This window comes from Amnibacterium flavum (assembly GCF_003097495.1).
GTDB lineage: Bacteria > Actinomycetota > Actinomycetes > Actinomycetales > Microbacteriaceae > Naasia > Naasia flava.
On the sequence record NZ_QEOP01000001.1, the window covers coordinates 1,049,307 to 1,066,949 of the forward strand.

Sequence of the window (17,643 nt, forward strand, 5' to 3'; positions counted from 1 at the left end):
GTGGCCGCTGAGATCGACTGGGACGTGCTGCACGCGAGCGCAGTGGACGCCATGCGCCGCTCGTACTCCCCGTACTCGAACTTCCCCGTCGGGGCCGCCGCGCTCGTCGACGACGGCCGTATCATCAGCGGCTGCAACGTGGAGAACGCGTCGTACGGTGTCGGGCTGTGCGCCGAGTGCACGCTCGTCTCGACGCTCATCATGACCGGCGGGGGCAAGCTCGTGGCCTTCGCCTGCGTCGACGGCGACGAGAATGCGCTCATGCCGTGCGGTCGCTGCCGCCAGCTGCTCTACGAGCACTCGGCTGAGGAGATGGTGCTCGCGACCGTGAGCGGCATCAAGACGATCGACGAGGTCCTCCCCGACGCGTTCGGGCCGCGCACCCTCGTCGCCTACCAGACGACCCACGTGCACGAGGCCCCCGAGGGCCAGTCCGACTGACACGAAGGTCCGAGAGGACACGCGCGGCCGCAGCGGGGAGCGACGGATCGCCGTCGATACCGTTGACGGCATGACGTCGCGCCGATCCGCATTCCTCCCTCTGGCCGCGGTCGTCGCGGTGCTCGCCTTGGCGGGTTGCTCGAACCCCGCACCGGCTCCCACGACGGCCGCTCCCACGACTCCGGCGACGAGCCCCACCCCGACACCCACCGGAAGCGCGGACCCCGTCGATCCGGACGCGCCCGCCGGCCAGTGCGCCGACAGCGCGATCTCGGTCGCCGTCGCCGAGGGCGACGCGGGCGCGGGCAACCTCTACTACCAGGTCGTCTTCACCAACACGGGCACCACGGCCTGCGAGCTCCGCGGGTACCCCGGGGTCTCCGTCGTCGGCGACGGGAACGGCACCCAGATCGGCGCCGCCGCCGCCGAGCTGCAGGGCGGCCCTGAGGTGGCGACCTACACGGTCGAACCCGGCGGCACGATCGGTGCCTCGCTCACCGCCGTCAACGTCGCGGGCGGCGGAGGACCGCTGGGGGACGCCTGCCAGGCGACCACCGGCGACGGCTGGCGGGTGTACCCGCCGCACTCGTTCGAGGCCGTCTTCGTCGAGGCGCCCGGTGTCGCCGCCTGCGCGAACGCGGCGACGCCGTGGCTGACGATCGCTCCGCTCAGCGCCGAGTAGCGGGCCGTCATCCGCGGCCGCTGACTACGCTGGACGGGTGACTGAAGCCTTCGACGCCGTCGACATCATCATCGCCAAGCGCGACGGACACGAGCTCTCGACCGGGCAGATCGACTGGCTGGTCGACGCCTTCACCCGCGGCTACGTCGCCGACGAGCAGATGTCCGCATTCGCCATGGCCGTGCTCCTCAACGGCATGACCAGATCCGAGATCCGCGATCTCACCCTGGCGATGATCGACAGTGGCGAGCGGCTCGACTTCTCGGGCCTCGGCAAACCCACGACCGACAAGCACTCGACGGGCGGCGTCGGCGACAAGATCACGCTTCCGCTCGCCCCGCTCGTCGCGGCGTACGGCGTCGCCGTACCGCAGCTGTCGGGTCGGGGTCTCGGGCATACCGGCGGGACGCTCGACAAGCTGGAATCGATCCGCGGCTGGAGGGCCGACGTCTCGCCGGCCGAGATGATCGCGCAGCTCCGTGATGTGGGCGCCGTCATCTGCGCGGCGGGAAGCGGACTCGCCCCGGCCGACAAGAAGCTCTACGCGCTGCGCGACACCACGGGAACCGTCGAGGCCATCCCGCTCATCGCCTCGTCGATCATGTCGAAGAAGATCGCGGAGGGAACCTCTGCGCTCGTGCTCGATGTGAAGTTCGGGGAGGGCGCGTTCATGAAGGACTTGGAGCGCGCTCGAGAACTGGCGCGCACGATGGTCGACCTCGGTCGCGATGCCGGAGTGACGACCGCAGCCCTGCTCACCGACATGTCGGTGCCGCTGGGTCGGACGATCGGCAACGCGCTCGAGGTGCGCGAATCCCTCGAGGTCCTCGCGGGAGGCGGCCCCTCCGATGTCGTCGAGCTCACCGTCGCGCTCGCGCGGGAGATGCTGGCGGCCGTCGGGATCGCCGACGTCGACCCGGCGGAGGCCCTCGCCGACGGCCGCGCGATGGACGTCTGGCGCCGCATGATCAGCGCGCAGGGCGGGGATCCCTCCGCCGCGCTGCCCACGGCATCGTTCAGCCACACCGTCACCGCGGCGCGTTCCGGGATCCTCACCCGTCAGCAGGCGCTTCCGTTCGGCATCGCCGCATGGCGCCTGGGGGCGGGGCGTGCGCGACAGGGCGACGCCGTATCCGCCGGAGCGGGGATCGAGCTGCACGCCAAACCGGGCGACGAGGTCGTCGCCGGCGCTCCGCTGTTCACCCTCCACGCCGATGAGGAGGCGCGTTTCGCCCGCGCGCTCGAGTCCGTCGAGGGCGCGTGGGAGATCGGCGACACGGCTCCGGGCGAACGCCGACTCATCGTCGAGACCATCCGCTGACGCCGGCGCCGCGGACGCTGCGGCGAATGGGACAACGCCGCGAGCCGAAAGGCGTCGACCATTCCACAAGACGCGCCGCAGCGCGCCGCATCCCGCCGATACCGGCACTCATGGGAGCGCATTCAGGCCATAGATTGGGAGCATGAGCGCAGGCGAGAAGTTTCTGATCGCGGGTGGCCGAGTCGACATCGCCGATCTGCCCAAAGTGAGCCTCCACGATCATCTCGACGGCGGTCTGCGTCCCGAGACGATCGTCGAACTGGCCGAGGAGGCGGGCGTCGAGCTGCCCGCTCCCGATGCGGCATCGCTCGGGGAGTGGTTCCGCGACAGCGCGGACTCCGGCTCACTGGAGAGCTATCTCGACACCTTCGCCGTCACCATCTCGGTCATGCAGACGCGTCAGGCGCTCAGCAGAGTCGCACGCGAGTTCGTCGTCGACCTCGCGACCGACGGTGTGATCTACGGCGAGGTCCGCTGGGCGCCCGAGCAGCATCTCGAACGGGGTCTGTCGCTCGACGACGCGGTCGAGGCGGTTCAGGAGGGGATCGAGCAGGGGATCGAGGATGCGCGCCGCACGACCGGGCACGACATCCGCGTGAGCCAGATCCTCAGCGCCATGCGCCAGGCCGACCGCAGCCTCGAGATCGCCGAGCTCGCGGTCCGGTGGCGCGGCCGCGGGGTCGTCGCATTCGACATCGCCGGACCCGAGGAGGGGTTCCCGCCCTCCCGAATGCTCGACGCGTTCGACTACCTGGCCGAGGAATGGTTCCCCGTCACGGTCCACGCCGGCGAAGACGGCGGGATCGAGAGCATCCGCGGTGCTCTCCTCGACGGTCGAGCCCTGCGGATCGGTCACGGCGTGGGCATCGCCCATGACATCGACTTCGAGGGCGAGGACGACGAGACCCAGTTCGTGAGCCTCGGCACGATCTCGCAGTGGGTCAAGGACCGGGAGGTCGCGCTCGAGCTCGCCCCGTCGTCGAACCTGCAGACCGGCGCGATCTCGCACTGGGGCGAGGATCTGGCCGACCATCCTTTCGATCTGCTCTACCAGCTCGGCTTCCGCGTCACCGTCAACACCGACAACCGCCTGATGAGCGGCACGAGCATCACCCAGGAGCTCTCGCTCCTCCGCGACGCGTTCGGCTACGACCTCTCCGACTTCGAGGTGTTCCAGCTCAATGCGGCGGCGGCGAGCTTCCTGAGCGTCGAAGACCGCGAGGATCTCGCGGACCGGATCAGCGACGGGTTCGACGCCGCCGGTCGGTGAGTCACCCTCATGTCCTCGATAGGCTGGCAGCAATGAAGATCGTGGCCATCTGCGGCGCCGGAATCGGCACCTCCGGAATCCTCAAGGTCAGCGCGGAACGGGCCCTGCAGCGTCTCGGCTACGAGGCGGAGGTCACCGCGAGCGACGTCTCGAGCATCGGCGCCGAGGGCGACGACGCGCAGATCATCCTGACCTCGCCGGAGCACGTCGCCGCGATCGGCCGCACGTTCGCCGATGTCATCGTCATCGACAACATCCTCGACCAGGAGGAGATCGCCGCGAAGCTCGAGGCGGCTCTCAACTAGCCCGACCGGTCAGCCGAGCAGCTCGCCGACGCTCTCGGTGAGGCGAGCGAGTGTGGCCTCGCCTCTGCTGCGGCGATCCGTCACGTCGCCGTCGACGACGGACACGTCGATGTACACCTTGAGCTTCGGCTCGGTGCCGCTCGGACGCACGATGACCCGGCCGCCCTCCTCGGTTCGCATCCGCAGCACGTCGCTCGCGGGAAGCGTCGCCGACCCCGCGCTGAGGTCGTCGATGCCCGTCACCGCGATGCCGCCCAGGGCGGTCGGCGGGGCGGCGCGCAGGCGACTCATGATCTCGCCGATCCGGGACAGATCGTCCACCCGGAGCGAGTGCTGCGCCGAGCCGAACCAGCCGAAGTCGCGGACGAACGCATCACGGTACTGCTGGAGCGTCACGCCCGTGCGGCGCAGCTCGATGAAGAAGCCGAGAGCGACCAACGCGGCGGAGATCCCGTCCTTGTCGCGCACCTTCTGCGGGTCGACGAGATAGCCGAGAGCCTCCTCGAAACCGAACACCAGCCCGGGTACGCGGGAGATCCACTTGAAACCGGTGAGGGTGTCGGAGTAGCCGAGCCCGTAGTGCGCGGCGACCGCGGCGAGGCCCGGCGTCGACACGATGGACGCCGCGAGCGACCCCGTGCGCCCCTCGGCGACGGCGCGCTCGGCGATGGTGCGGGCGAGCAGCAGGCCGACCTCGTTGCCGCTCAGCTGCTCCCACGCTCCCGTCCTCGAATGCCGGACGGCGATGGCGAGCCTGTCGGCGTCGGGGTCGTTCGCGACGACGAGCACCGCACCGGTCTCGCTGGCGGTCCGGATCGCGAGATCGAGAGCGCCTGCCTCTTCGGGATTGGGGAAGGCGACGGTCGGGAAGTCGGGGTCGGGCTCGAGCTGTTCGGTGACGAGCGCAGGTTCGGGGGCGTTCGCGGCGCGCAGCACCCGCGACATGGTCTCCCAACCGACCCCGTGCATGGGCGTGTAAACCCACGGCAGATCGGCGTCGGGCAGGAGGGCGGCGCTCGCTGTCGCAGCGACGTAGGCGTCGAGCACCGCGTCGTCCGCGACGGAGTACTCGGTCGACATCGCCAGGGGAGCGGCGGAATCGGCGACGACGGCGGCGATCTGCGCGAACACCTCCGCGTCGGCGGGGGGAACGATCTGGGACCCCTCATCGGCCCCGCCGAGGTAGAGCTTGTAGCCGTTGTCGCGCGCCGGATTGTGCGAGGCGGTGATCATGACGCCCGCGCTCGCGCTCAGATGCCGGACCGCGAACGCGAGCACCGGCGTGGGCAGCTGCCGAGGGAGGAGTACCGCGGAGATCCCGGCGCCGGCCAGGACCTCGGCCGTGTCACGGGCGAAGATCGCGGAGTTCTTGCGTCCGTCGTATCCGATGACGACGCTCGGACTGCTCTCGCGGGAGAGCAGGAACCGGGCCAGGCCCGCGGTCGTCTGCCGCACGACCACGCGGTTCATCCGGTTGGGCCCCGCGCCGAGTTCACCGCGGAGACCGGCGGTGCCGAAGGCCAGCCGGGAACCGAACCGGTCCCTCAGCTCGGCTCGCGCGGGAACACGGGCAGCGCCCCGAGAGCGGGCGCGTCGGAGCAGGTCGAGGAGTTCGACCGCCGTCTCGGGATCGGGGTCGATCGTGGCCCATGCGGTCGCGGCGGCGAGGAGCCGGGCGTCGGTGGGAGCCGACGAGCTCACAGTCGCGCGACGATCTGCGAGAGGAGCACCCCGAGCCGCTGCTCCGCCGACTTGCCGGCGGCGATGACCTCCTCATGGCTGAGGGGCTCGTCGGAGATGCCGGCGGCGAGGTTGGTGATCAGGGAGAGCCCGAGGATCTCCATACCGGCCTCCCGGGCCGCGATCGCCTCGAGCGCCGTCGACATGCCCACGATGTGGCCGCCGATCGTCTCCGCGTAGCGGACCTCGGCGGGCGTCTCGTAGTGGGGTCCGCGGAACTGGACGTAGACGCCCTCTTCGAAAGCGGGGTCGACCTCGCGAGCAACGGCGCGCAGACGCGACGAGTAGAGGTCGGTGAGGTCGACGAATGTTGCGCCCTCGAGGGGGGACGAGGCCGTCAGGTTGATGTGATCCGTGATCAGGGCGGGGGTGCCGGGAGTCCAGTGCCGCTTGATTCCGCCGGCGCCGTTCGTCAGGACCATGATCCGGGCGCCGGCTGCGGCGGCCGTGCGAACGCTGTGCACGACACGGCGGACCCCCTTGTCCTCGTAGAAGTGGGTGCGTGCACCGATGACGAGGGCGTGGCGGCCGTTCTCGAGCCGGATGGATCGGAGGGTTCCCGAGTGGCCGGGGACGCCCGAGGTGCTGAAGCCCTCGATCTCGGAGGCCGGAACCTCCGCCACGGTCTCGCCGAGCAGGTCGGCGGCCTTGCCCCACCCGCTGCCGAGCGTGAGAGCGATGTCGTGCCGTTCGACGCCCGTCGCCGAGGCGAGCTGGGCCGCGGCCCTGCGGGCCACATCGAACGGGGAGACCGAGGGGTCGTCGAGCGATCTGGGAGCCGAGTTCGTCATCCCGTCAGCCTACTTATTGCGAACCAGGCGCCCGCATCGGGTCCGATGCCCGGATCCCGGGCAGGAATGGGGAAGAATGAGGGGAATGGTCTACGTTTTCGAACGCAAGCAGCGGATCGGCGTGCTCGGCGGTGGCCCCGGCGGATACGAGGCGGCCCTCGCGGGAGCCCAACTGGGTGCGGAGGTCACGCTGATCGAGCGTGCCGGCATCGGAGGATCCGCGGTCCTCACCGACGTCGTCCCCTCGAAGACCCTCATCGCGACAGCCGAGGCGGCCACCGCGATCAGCGAGTCCGAAGAGCTCGGCGTCCAGTACTTCAGTCGTACCGAGAGCGGCCGGGCCGTGCACCCCGAGGTCGCCGTCAACCTCGCCGCCGTCAACAAGCGGCTGACCGGCCTCGCACGTCAGCAGTCCGAGGACATGCGCTCGAGCCTCAAGAAGGCCGGCGTCCGCATCGTCACCGGTGAGGGCCGACTCGAGGGGCCGAACAAGCTGGTCGCCTCGACCGGCGCGGGCAAGGGTGCCCGCGACTTCGACGAGATCGAGGTCGACACCATCGTCGTATCGGTGGGGGCGAGCCCGCGGGTGCTGCCCTCGGCGATGCCCGACGGCAAGCGCATCATGACCTGGACCCAGCTCTACACGCTCGACGAGGTGCCCGAGCACCTCATCGTCGTCGGATCGGGTGTCACCGGTGCCGAGTTCGCGTCGGCCTACTCCGCGCTCGGTGCGAAGGTCACTCTGATCTCCAGCCGCGATCAGGTTCTGCCCGGCGAGGACGCCGACGCGGCAGCCGTGATCGAGGAGGTCTTCAAGCGCGGCGGCATGACCGTTCTGTCCAAGAGCCGAGCCGACCGCGTCGAGGTCGTCGACGACGGCGTCCGCGCGACACTGTCGGACGGCCGGATCGTAGAGGGCAGCCACTGCCTGATGGCGGTCGGCAGCATCCCGAACACCGGCGGCATCGGGCTCGAGCAGGCGGGTCTGCAGCTCACCGAGACCGGGCACATCCGCGTGAATCGCGTCGCCCGCACCTCGGTCCCGTCGATCTACGCCGCCGGCGACTGCAGCACGTCGCTGCCTCTCGCCTCCGTCGCGTCGATGCAGGGCCGCACCGCCGTCTTCCACGCGATGGGCGACGCCGTCACGCCGGTCGAGCTGCGCAATGTGGCGAGCAACGTGTTCACCCAGCCCGAGATCGCGACGGTCGGCTGGTCGCAGAAGCAGATCGAAGAGGGCATCGCCCAGGGCGAGATCTACAAGCTGAATCTCGAGAGCAACCCGCGGGCCAAGATGCAGGGCGTCCGCGACGGCTTCGTCAAGCTCTTCGCCCGCACCGGGTCCGGCACCGTCATCGGCGGCGTGATCGTCGCCCCGCGTGCCTCCGAGCTGATCCTGCCGATCACGATGGCGGTCGAGCACCGCCTGACCGTCGACCAGCTCGCCCGCGCCTTCAGCGTCTACCCGTCGCTCTCCGGAGCGATCACCGACGCCGCCCGCGCGATGCACATCGTCGTCTGACGTCGCGGACGCCGCTCAGGCGTTCCGGCCTCATCTGACCGCGACGGGTCATGGATCAGGAGAGGTCCGCCCTACCGCTCAGTCCCTCGGCCAAGCGCGGCGCGCGGGTCAGTCGACGATGTCGAGGAGGACGGTACCCGAGGAGACCGTCTTGCCGACAGCGGTGCTGATGTTGGCGATCGTGCCGTCGCGGTGGGCGGTGAGAGGCTGCTCCATCTTCATCGCCTCGAGGACGACGACCAGGTCGCCCTTGACGACCTGGTCGCCCTCGGCGACCGCGAGCTTGACGATGGTGGCCTGCATGGGCGCCTTCACCGACGCGCCGGTCGCGGTGATCACCGCGGTGCCGGCCGAGCTGCGCCGACGCGGGGCAGCGGGGCGCGCCGCCGTCGCGGCCGCAGCGAACAGGCGGCCGGGCAGACTGACCTCGAGACGCTTGCCGCCGACCTCGACGACCACCTCGCGGCGGGGAGGCTCAGCGGGGGTGTCCTCGTCTGCGACGATCGAGCCGCTCCACGGCTCGATGCCGTTCGTGAACTCGGTCTCGATCCAGCGCGTGTAGATCGAGAACGATTCGCCGTCGGCCGGTGCGAACGCGGGGTCGCGCACGATCGCCCGGTGGAAGGGGAGGACCGTGGGGAGACCGGCGACCTCGAACTCGTCGAGCGCGCGGCGCGAACGCTCGAGCGCGTCGGCCCTGTCCGATCCGGTCACGATGAGCTTCGCGAGGAGGGAGTCGAACGCTCCCGAGACCTCGTCTCCCGCGCGGACGCCCGAGTCGACCCGTACACCGGGTCCACCGGGTGCGGAGAAGACGTGCACGGGGCCGGGGGAGGGGAAGAAGTTGCGGCCCGGGTCCTCGCCGTTGATGCGGAACTCGATCGAGTGGCCGCGGGCGATGGGGTCGTCGTAGTCGATCGCGCCGCCCGCCGCGATGCGGAACTGCTCGCGGACGAGGTCGACGCCGGTGACCTCCTCGGTCACGGGGTGCTCGACCTGCAGACGCGTGTTGACCTCGAGGAACGAGATCGTGCCGTCCTTCGCGACGAGGAACTCGCAGGTGCCGGCTCCGACGTAACCGACCTCGGCGAGGATCGCCTTCGACGACGAGTAGAGCTGGGCGACCTGTTCGTCGCTGAGGAAGGGCGCGGGTGCCTCCTCGACGAGCTTCTGGTGGCGACGCTGCAGGGAGCAGTCGCGGGTCGAGATGACGACGACATTGCCGTACTCGTCGGCCAGGCACTGGGTCTCGACGTGTCGAGGCTGGTCGAGGTACTTCTCGACGAAGCACTCGCCGCGGCCGAAGGCGGCGATCGCCTCGCGGGTCGCCGAGTCGAACAGTTCGGGCACCTCTTCGCGAGTGCGCGCGACCTTGAGCCCGCGCCCTCCGCCGCCGTACGCGGCCTTGATGGCGACGGGCAGGCCGTGCGCGTCGACGAAGTCGAGGACCTCGCTCGCATCCTTGACGGGTTCGAGGGTGCCGGGGGCCAGCGGTGCACCCACCCGTTCGGCGACGTGACGCGCGGTCACCTTGTCGCCCAGCTGCTCGATGGCGCTCGGGGGCGGGCCGATCCAGGTGAGACCGGCGTCGATGACGGCGCGAGCGAAGTCCGCGTTCTCGGCGAGGAACCCGTAGCCCGGGTGGACCGCGTCGGCGCCCGAACGACGGGCGACCGAGAGGATCTTCTCGATGGAGAGGTAGGTCTCGGCGCTCGTCGCCCCTTCGAGGGCGTAGGCCTCGTCGGCCAGGCTCGTGTGGAGGGCGCCCCGGTCCTGATCGGCGTACACCGCGACCGAGAGGAGTCCCGAGTCCTTCGCGGCTCGGATGACGCGAACCGCGATCTCGCCCCGATTCGCGACGAGGACCTTGGTCAGCGGGCGCAGAACGGGGCTCGACATGCTGACTAGCCTACGGACGCCGGGCGGGGCCCAGTTGGTGGGTTGCGACAAAGATCGGTGTCGCAACGTGGGGGTGCCCACAACGCGAGGGGGATTAGTAGGCGCCTTCGACCAGTCCGGCTCGGTTCCACAGCTGGTGCATCGGCAGTCCGAAACTGCCGAGCAGGCGCCGGAGGGTGGGAAGGGACAGCCCGATGACGGTGGACGGATCGCCGTCGATCCGGTCGATGAAAGGCCCGCCGAGGCTGTCGATCGTGAAGGCGCCCGCCACCTCGAGGGGCTCGCCCGATCGCAGATACGCCTCGATCTCGTCATCGCCGAGATCGGGCACGAAGGAGACGGTCGCGGACGCGACGTGCCCGACTCCCGCACCGCGCGCGGGCGCATCGGTGCGGTTGTCGATGAGCCAGTGCCCCGAGAAGAGGGTGCCGGTCCGACCGCGCTGCCGATGCCAGCGCTCGCGCGCCACTTCGACGGTGTGAGGTTTGCCGTAGACGACTCCGTCGAGCTCGAACGCGGAGTCGCCGCCGAGCACGAACCCGTCGAGGTCGGCCGCTGCGCCGCCCGCGACGGCCTCCGCTTTCGCCTTCGCGAGGAGAAGCACCATCTCGGAGGGGGAGAGCGGTGCGTCGCGCTCGCTCTCGGCGCGTGCGACCGCCGCATCCTCGTCGACCGACGACGGAAGCGCGACGGGCTCGATCCCCGCGGCGCGCAGCAGCGCCAGGCGAGCAGGGGAGGTCGAGGCCAGGTACAGCGTGGTCATGCCTGACACCCTGCCACGACGCCGGGGGAACGCGTGGCCGGGCACGGCGCCGAGTCGGGCGTGCCCCCCGCCGCCTGTGTCATGCTCGACGCGATGTCTGCTGCAGTGACCGGTCCGAGCGACGCCGACGACGAGCTCGTCCAGCTCGATGTGACGGGCGTCGCCCACGGCGGGGTCTTCGTCGCCCGCCATGAGGGCCGAGTGGTCTTCGTGAGCGACACGATGCCGGGTGAGCACGTGCTGGCCCGCGTCACCGATCGCGGACACGACAGGTTCTGGCGGGCCGAGACCGTCGAGATCCTGCTCCCCTCCGCCGACCGTCGCGAGCACTTCTGGCCCGAGGCGGCCGTCGACCGCGATCCGGCTGCGCGCCCCGGCGGAGCCGAGTTCGGCCACATCGCACCCCGGCGTCAGCGAGACCTCAAGCGCGACGTGCTCGTCGACAGTCTCCGTCGATTCGGCGGCATCGAGGATGCCGAGACGATCGTGCCCGCGGTCACCGAACTGCCGGGCTCGCCCGACGGCGCCGGCTGGCGGACCCGGGTCCGGCTCCAGGTCGACGCCGACGGCCTCGTCGGCCCGTACGCCGCACGCTCGCACCACGTCGTCGAAGTCCGCGACATCCCGCTCGCCGTCGAGGCCCTCCGCGAGGCCGCGCCGCTCGGTATCCCGCACCCGGGCGCGAGCGCGATCGACATGGTCGCCTCGTCCACCGGTCAGGTCCACGTCACCGTGGGGGAGGGGAGGCCGAGCTCCGACGGCACCCTCACCGAGGTCGTCGGCGACCGTGAGTTCCGGCTCGCCCGTCACGGCTTCTGGCAGGTGCACCCCGCTGCCGCCGCCACCCTGACCCGCGCGGTCCAGGAGGCCATCGACGGCCAGGTCTTCGATCCGGCGGCCGCCAATCTCGATCTCTACGGCGGTGTCGGACTGCTCGCGGCTGCCGTCGGCGACCGGTTCGGTCCCGCGACCCGCATCACGTCGGTCGAGTCGGACGGCACCGCGACCGCGTTCGCGGCCCGCAACCTCGGTGACTGGAGCGGGGCCGCGGCCGAGACCGCGCGAGTCGACCGATATGTCGCCGATCTCGAGCGCCGCTCGGGCCGCGCCGACCGCGAACGCATCTCCCGCTCAACCGTCGTGCTCGATCCGCCCCGGTCCGGCGCGGGTAAAGCCGTCATGCGAACGCTCGGGCGACTGGCCCCGGCGCAGCTCGTCTACGTCGCCTGCGATCCCGTCGCGCTCGCGCGGGACATCGGCTTCGCGCGCGAAGCGGGGTACCGCCTGACAGCCCTCACAGCATTCGACCTCTTCCCGAGCACGCACCACGTCGAAGCGGTCGCAACCCTCGTCCGCTGACTCTCGGTCGAGCAGGCGCGGGATTACGCGGAACGGACGACCGTTCTGTCCCCCCGGCGCGCCGTGGCCCGGTTATCGGCGGATTCGACCGAATAATGGACGCACCGTGAAAGGGGGGCGTGCACCCGGGGTACGTTTGGCCCCCATCGCCCCTACGATTAAGGACAGGACCAGGGGATGAGTTCGGGGGAGAACAGATTCACCGTGATCGAGACGATGGAACCGCATATCAGCACACATGAAGCCGCGTTCGCGCCGCATGAGACGCCGACCGCTCTTGTGCGTGTCGCCGCCGTCGACGACCACGAGTCGGTGCGACTGGGGCTTCGCGCCGCGTGCATCGACGCGGGCTACGAGTTCGTCGAAGAGGCGGCGAACGTCGACGCGCTCGTCGCCGCACTCGCCGGCCGCGAGGTCGACGTGGTCGTTCTCGACCTGTCGCTCGGCGACGGGTCGGTCGTCACCGAGAACGTCAAGAAGATCCAGGCCACCGGTGCCGGTGTCCTCGTCCACAGCATCGCCGACCGTGTCGGCAGCGTTCGCGAGGCGCTCGCCGCCGGGGCAGCGGGCGTCATCCCGAAGTCGGCGGCGACCCAGACGGTCATGGCCGCCATCAAGTCCGTCGCCGGCGGCGAGGTGCTCAACAACCTCGAGTGGGCGAGCGCGATCGACGCCGACGCCGACTTCGCGAAGGCGCAGCTCGGACGCCGCGAACGCGATGTGCTCCACCTGTACGCCTCGGGGCTGCCGCTCAAGATGGTCGCGCAGCAGCTCGGTATCGCCGCATCGACGGCGCGCGAGTATCTCGACCGCATCCGCGTGAAGTACGTCGAGGTCGGACGTCCGGCACCCACCAAGGTCGATCTGCTGCGTCGCGCGGTCGAGGACGGCATCCTGCCCGGTCTCGATCCCGATGCCGTCGATGAGCGCTGAGGCGCCGACACAGAACGTTCCGGGGCTGCGCCGTCCGGCCAACCCCATCACCTCGAGTCAGGTCGAGGTCCTCGCGTCGACCGCGGGGAGCGTGCTCGGGATCGTCTTCGCGATCCAGACGCTGCCCGCGCTCATCAGCCAGTTCCCCTACATGATGTCGGCGGCGGGCCTGTCGATCGTCGTCGCGATCTTCGGTTCGCTGGCCCTCGCGAGCCTCGCCGCGATCTTCCGGCAGTGGACGAAGCCGATCTTCGGCCTCGTCGCCGGCGTCTACCTCGCGGCGCTCATCGCGTGGCCGTTCGTCGTCGAGACGATCGACCTCGACGACTACGCCTGGATCTTCTACCTCTGCAACGTCGCGACCGGGTGCGCGATCGTGTCAGCGGGGGAGAGGTGGGGCTGGGCGCTCGCCTACACCGTCGTGACGCCCGCCCTGCTGGGCTGGCTGCGCACGATGCCGAGCGGAGGGGGCGTCAGTGATGTGGTCGCCAGTCTCGACGGCCTCTACTGCTTCCTCATCGGGCTCGTCATGCTCGTCGTCATCGTCTCCCTCAGGCACGCGGCTCAGGCCGTCGACCAGGCTCAGGCGCTCGCGCTCGAGAGCTATTCGACGGCTGTGCGCAACCATGCGACCGAGAGCGAGCGCGTCAGGGTCGACGCACTGGTGCACGACAACGTCCTCATCACCCTCCTCTCAGCCGCTCGCGCTCGGTCGGCCGAGACCAAGGCTCTCGCGGCTCGGATGGCGCGGAGCGCGATCACCCACCTGAGCGACGCGCAGACGACCTTCCCCGCCGCGCTCGCCGACGTGGGCATCGAGGAGCTCGCCGGGCGGCTCCGGATCGCCGTCGCGGAGCAGCCGCGCGCGTTCGACGTGCACATCAGGGTCGTCGGCAGCACCGAGGTGCCCGCCGAGGTGGCCGATGCGCTCGTCGAGGCCGCGATGCAGGCCATGGTGAACAGCGTCAACCACGCCGATGGGGGCCAGGGAACGCCGGTGACCCGGTCGCTGCACGTCCACGCGAGCGCCGCCAAGCAGCGCATCGCGATCCGTGTCGTCGACGACGGGGTGGGCTTCGATCCCGCACGCGTCCCGATCGAGCGGCTCGGAGTGCGCACCTCGATCATCGAGCGCGTCGCCAATGTCGGAGGGAAGGCGGCCATCACATCGGCGCCCGGACGCGGCACCGCCGTCACTCTCGAATGGCCGACGCCCGAGGGCAGCGATGTCGTCGCGTTCGACGAGCCGTCCGCCGTGCTGAGCATGGTCGAGAACGGACCCGACTGGTCATGAGAACCACATCGCGGACCACCATCCTCGCCGTCGGGGCGCTGTTCTCGGCGTACCACATCGTGCTCGGGACCTTCGCGCTCAGCGGTTCGCGCGACCCCGTCGCCGTCGTGGTCGCCATGGTCCTCTACGCGATCGCGACCGCCCTCAGCCTGTGGCCGCTCAGCCCCACGCCGATGTCCACACCGCTCGCGGCGTTCAACGTCGGGGTCTCCGCCGCGGCGTGCTTCCTCGTCACCAGCGGGCTCGATCCGCAGGCGCCGTCCGGCTACTCCACCTGGCACGTCGCCGCGGTCGGCACACTCATGACCATCACAGCGGTCCGTCGGCAGTACGTGTTCGGCTGGATCGGCATCGCCGTGCTCGTGCTCCAATCCGTTCTCTGGGGCGGTTTCGCCAAGGCCGCCGACATGGGCGTCATCGGCAGCATCGTCTGGGTCACGATGGCCAACATGCTCGCCTACGCCCTCGCCAAAGCCGCCCGCGATGCGCGTCAGTTCACGCTCGCCGAACGCGAGGCCGTCGACTGGCAGGCGGCGCAGGAGGCGCACCTCTACGAGCGGCAGTTCCGTCTCGTGCAGACCAGCAAGATGGCCGAGGCCATGCTCCAGCGGATCGCCCTCACCGGCGGCAACATCAGCGAGGAGGACAGGGCCGAGTGCTTCATCCTCGAGGGCGCGCTCCGAGACGAGATCCGCGGGCGAACCCTGCTCAACGACGCGGTGCGGGAGCAGATCACCGCTGCCCGACGGCGCGGTGCGAGCGTCCAGCTGCTCGACGAGGGCGGTGTCGACGAGCTCGACGATGCCGACCTGCAGCGTGTCCTCGGCGAGGTGGCGGCAGCCCTGGCCTCGACCGATGCGGATCGGATCGTCATCCGCACCGTTCCCGCCGAATCGGAGAACGCCGTCACCATCGTGGGAATCCGCACCGCCGACGACGGAGCCGCGAGCGCCCTGTCCGACGAGGGCGACGACGACGAGCTCGCTCTGTGGCTCGAGATTCCGCGTAAGAGGGTCTCCGTCGACGCGTCGTGACTCCCGGGGTCTGTACCCCGGAACCACAACATCGTCCCCCGCTCGGGGGACCGTACCCCTATATACAGGTCGGTGTAGAGCTGCGTTGGTTGATTTTGTGCGGATTTTGGGGCGATTTGTACCCCGGGTGTCCCCCCAAATGCCGACTTTTAGGGGGTAGTGGGGTACTGCACTATAGATCTTGCTAGGTGTCTCTCTAAGCAGACATCACCGGGCACTCGCTGACTAGGGTAAGCAAGCGAGTGATCTGGGGGCGAGTTGGGGTGAAATTCGGGTTGTTACCTCAGCTCGGGGTTTATACGAGGGCCGGTTCAGGGGTGGACCGGCCCTCATTCCCTTTTAACCGGCAGGTTCGCGCACGGTCGGGTCGATGAGTGCCCCCTTCATTTCGCTTCGCTCAATGGGCGGGGATTTGCCCCGCGCAACAAAACGAGCGTTCCCGAGAGAGCGGGCGTCGGTGGAGAGCGGTCAGCCCCAGCGCTTCGACTGGTCCCATGAGCGGAGTGAGCGCTGGGACTTCGCCCAGGCGTTCGGCTCGACGGTGGCTGCCGGTTCGGCTGCGGGACGCTCGTCGGCGGCCGCGGTGAGCACTGCCACGACGGCTGCGAGCTCTTCGTCGGTCGGGTTGCCCGACACGACCCGTACGGCGTTCTCGTCGGTCACAGCGGGATGTTCCCGTGCTTCTTCGGCGGAAGGCTCGACCTCTTGGTCCGTAGGGCGCGCAACGCCTTGACGACGACGACACGTGTCTGCGCGGGCTCGATCACGCCGTCCAGCTCGCCGCGCTCCGCGGCGAGGAACGGGCTGGCCACGTTGTAGGTGTATTCGTTCGCGAGGCGGGTCCGGACCTCGGCCACGTCCTCGCCGGCCTCCTCGGCCCGCTTGATCTCGCCGCGGTAGAGGATGTTGACCGCGCCCTGACCGCCCATGACGGCGATCTCGGCGGTGGGCCAGGCGTAGTTGAGGTCGGCGCCCAGCTGCTTGGAGCCCATCACGATGTAGGCCCCGCCGTACGCCTTGCGGGTGATGACCGTCACGAGCGGAACGGTGGCCTCGGCGTAGGCGTACAGGAGCTTCGCGCCGCGGCGGATGACGCCGGTCCACTCCTGGTCGGTGCCGGGCAGGTAGCCGGGCACGTCGACGAGGGTGAGGATCGGGATCGAGAACGCGTCGCAGAACCGCACGAAGCGCGCGGCCTTCTCGCCGGCGTCGATGTTGAGCGTGCCCGCCATCGCACTCGGCTGATTGGCGATGATGCCGACCGAGCGGCCCTCGACCCGGCCGAAGCCGACGACGATGTTGGGCGCGTAGAGCGGCTGGGTCTCGAGGAAGTCGCCGCCGTCGACGATGTGCTCGATGACGGTGTGCACGTCGTAGGGCTGGTTCGGGCTGTCGGGGATGAGCGTGTTCAGGCGACGGTCGGCATCGGTGATCTCGAGCTCGGCCTCGGCCTCGTAGACGGGCGCATCCGACATGTTGTTGTCGGGGAGGAACGCGAGCAGGGTGCGCGCGTAGTCGAGGGCGTCATCCTCGTCGCTGGCCAGGTAATGCGCGACGCCCGACCGGGTGTTGTGGGTGAGCGCGCCGCCGAGCTCCTCCATGCCGACGTCCTCGCCGGTGACGGTCTTGATCACGTCGGGGCCGGTGACGAACATCTGGCTGGTCTTGTCGACCATGATCACGAAGTCGGTGAGTGCGGGGGAGTAGACCGCACCGCCGGCGGCGGGACCCATGACGATCGAGATCTGCGGGATGACGCCCGACGACGCGGTGTTGCGGCGGAAGATCTCGCCATATTTGCCGAGGGCGACGACACCCTCCTGGATGCGCGCGCCGCCCGAGTCGAGGATGCCGATGATCGGCACACCCATCTTGAGGGCGTGATCCATGACCTTGATGATCTTCTCGCCGGCGACCTCGCCGAGCGAACCGCCGAAGACGGTGAAGTCCTGCGAGTAGACGGCCACCTGGCGTCCGTGGATGGTGCCGAGACCGGTGACGACGGCGTCGCCGTACGGACGCTTGTTCTCCATGCCGAACGCGTGGGTGCGGTGGCGCACGTACTCGTCGAGCTCGACGAACGAGCCGTGGTCGAGGAGCTGCTCGATGCGTTCGCGGGCGGTCTTCTTGCCCTTGGCGTGCTGCTTCTCCACGGCAGCGGCGCCGCTGGCGGTCACCGCCTCGTGGAAGCGGTTGCGCAGATCCTGCAGCTTGCCTGCGGTCGTGTACATGTCGGGGGCCGAGGGGCGTTCGTCGCTCACCGGTTCACCATACCTTTCAGGCAGTAGG

16 protein-coding genes are annotated in these 17,643 nt (G+C 69.8%); 10 read left to right on the forward strand and 6 right to left on the reverse strand.

The features are described from left to right. The 5 genes from DDQ50_RS04965 to DDQ50_RS04985 all read left to right on the forward strand — a co-directional run bounded on the left by DDQ50_RS04965 (window position 1) and on the right by DDQ50_RS04985 (window position 4,019). Window positions 1-441 carry a cytidine deaminase gene (locus DDQ50_RS04965; RefSeq protein WP_377940287.1) on the forward strand — a complete coding sequence of 147 codons (441 nt, stop codon included), beginning with the start codon at window positions 1-3 and terminating at the stop codon, window positions 439-441. A gap of 70 nt (window positions 442-511) precedes the next feature. Beyond that, window positions 512-1,123, forward strand: coding sequence for a DUF4232 domain-containing protein (locus DDQ50_RS04970; protein WP_116755557.1), 612 nt, complete (start codon window positions 512-514; stop codon window positions 1,121-1,123). A gap of 37 nt (window positions 1,124-1,160) precedes the next feature. Continuing rightward, window positions 1,161-2,444, forward strand: a complete 1,284-nt coding sequence (locus tag DDQ50_RS04975) for a thymidine phosphorylase (RefSeq protein ID WP_116755558.1) — start codon at window positions 1,161-1,163, stop codon at window positions 2,442-2,444. Window positions 2,445-2,586: 142 nt separating this feature from the next. Next, a complete protein-coding gene (locus DDQ50_RS04980) occupies window positions 2,587-3,714 on the forward strand; it encodes an adenosine deaminase (protein WP_116755559.1) in 1,128 nt (375 codons plus the stop codon). A 32-nt stretch (window positions 3,715-3,746) separates the two neighbouring features. Then, complete coding sequence (locus tag DDQ50_RS04985; protein WP_116755560.1) at window positions 3,747-4,019, forward strand: PTS sugar transporter subunit IIB; 273 nt, start codon at window positions 3,747-3,749, stop codon at window positions 4,017-4,019. Between the two features lie 9 nt (window positions 4,020-4,028). On the opposite strand, the gene DDQ50_RS04990 is transcribed toward DDQ50_RS04985, so the two are convergent. Continuing rightward, the gene (locus tag DDQ50_RS04990) at window positions 4,029-5,720 is read right to left on the reverse strand and encodes a phospho-sugar mutase (RefSeq protein WP_116755561.1); all 1,692 of its coding nucleotides are present in this window, start codon (window positions 5,718-5,720) and stop codon (window positions 4,029-4,031) included. Beyond that, window positions 5,717-6,550 (reverse strand): purine-nucleoside phosphorylase, encoded by an 834-nt coding sequence (locus DDQ50_RS04995; RefSeq protein WP_116755562.1) that lies wholly within the window; start codon window positions 6,548-6,550, stop codon window positions 5,717-5,719. The genes DDQ50_RS04990 and DDQ50_RS04995 overlap by 4 nt, the downstream gene beginning before the upstream one ends. 85 nt (window positions 6,551-6,635) lie before the next feature. Here DDQ50_RS04995 and DDQ50_RS05000 point away from each other — a divergent pair, with 85 nt between their 5' ends. After that, the gene (locus tag DDQ50_RS05000; protein ID WP_116755563.1) at window positions 6,636-8,072 is read left to right on the forward strand and encodes an NAD(P)H-quinone dehydrogenase; all 1,437 of its coding nucleotides are present in this window, start codon (window positions 6,636-6,638) and stop codon (window positions 8,070-8,072) included. A gap of 108 nt (window positions 8,073-8,180) precedes the next feature. Here DDQ50_RS05000 and DDQ50_RS05005 read toward each other — a convergent pair whose 3' ends face one another. Continuing rightward, a complete protein-coding gene (locus DDQ50_RS05005) occupies window positions 8,181-9,971 on the reverse strand; it encodes an acetyl/propionyl/methylcrotonyl-CoA carboxylase subunit alpha (RefSeq protein ID WP_377940288.1) in 1,791 nt (596 codons plus the stop codon). A gap of 94 nt (window positions 9,972-10,065) precedes the next feature. Then, complete coding sequence (locus DDQ50_RS05010) at window positions 10,066-10,734, reverse strand: Maf family protein (RefSeq protein WP_116755564.1); 669 nt, start codon at window positions 10,732-10,734, stop codon at window positions 10,066-10,068. Window positions 10,735-10,827: 93 nt separating this feature from the next. Between DDQ50_RS05010 and DDQ50_RS05015 the strand changes: the two genes are divergently transcribed. From DDQ50_RS05015 to DDQ50_RS05030, 4 genes are all read left to right on the forward strand, one after another. After that, window positions 10,828-12,093 carry a class I SAM-dependent RNA methyltransferase gene (locus tag DDQ50_RS05015; protein ID WP_116756105.1) on the forward strand — a complete coding sequence of 422 codons (1,266 nt, stop codon included), beginning with the start codon at window positions 10,828-10,830 and terminating at the stop codon, window positions 12,091-12,093. Between the two features lie 216 nt (window positions 12,094-12,309). Then, a complete protein-coding gene (locus DDQ50_RS05020; protein WP_116756106.1) occupies window positions 12,310-13,026 on the forward strand; it encodes a response regulator transcription factor in 717 nt (238 codons plus the stop codon). Then, window positions 13,016-14,320: a sensor histidine kinase gene (locus tag DDQ50_RS05025; protein WP_116755565.1), complete on the forward strand. Its 1,305-nt coding sequence runs from the start codon at window positions 13,016-13,018 to the stop codon at window positions 14,318-14,320. Before DDQ50_RS05020 ends, DDQ50_RS05025 begins: the two co-directional genes overlap by 11 nt. Beyond that, window positions 14,317-15,354, forward strand: a complete 1,038-nt coding sequence (locus DDQ50_RS05030) for a hypothetical protein (RefSeq protein WP_116755566.1) — start codon at window positions 14,317-14,319, stop codon at window positions 15,352-15,354. The genes DDQ50_RS05025 and DDQ50_RS05030 overlap by 4 nt, the downstream gene beginning before the upstream one ends. A 468-nt stretch (window positions 15,355-15,822) precedes the next feature. Here the strand turns inward: DDQ50_RS05030 and DDQ50_RS05035 are convergent, their stop codons facing one another. Both DDQ50_RS05035 and DDQ50_RS05040 read right to left on the reverse strand, forming a co-directional pair. After that, window positions 15,823-16,017, reverse strand: a complete 195-nt coding sequence (locus tag DDQ50_RS05035; RefSeq protein WP_116755567.1) for an acyl-CoA carboxylase epsilon subunit — start codon at window positions 16,015-16,017, stop codon at window positions 15,823-15,825. Next, window positions 16,014-17,585: an acyl-CoA carboxylase subunit beta gene (locus tag DDQ50_RS05040; RefSeq protein WP_116755568.1), complete on the reverse strand. Its 1,572-nt coding sequence runs from the start codon at window positions 17,583-17,585 to the stop codon at window positions 16,014-16,016. Before DDQ50_RS05040 ends, DDQ50_RS05035 begins: the two co-directional genes overlap by 4 nt. Between the last annotated feature and the right edge of the window lie 58 nt (window positions 17,586-17,643).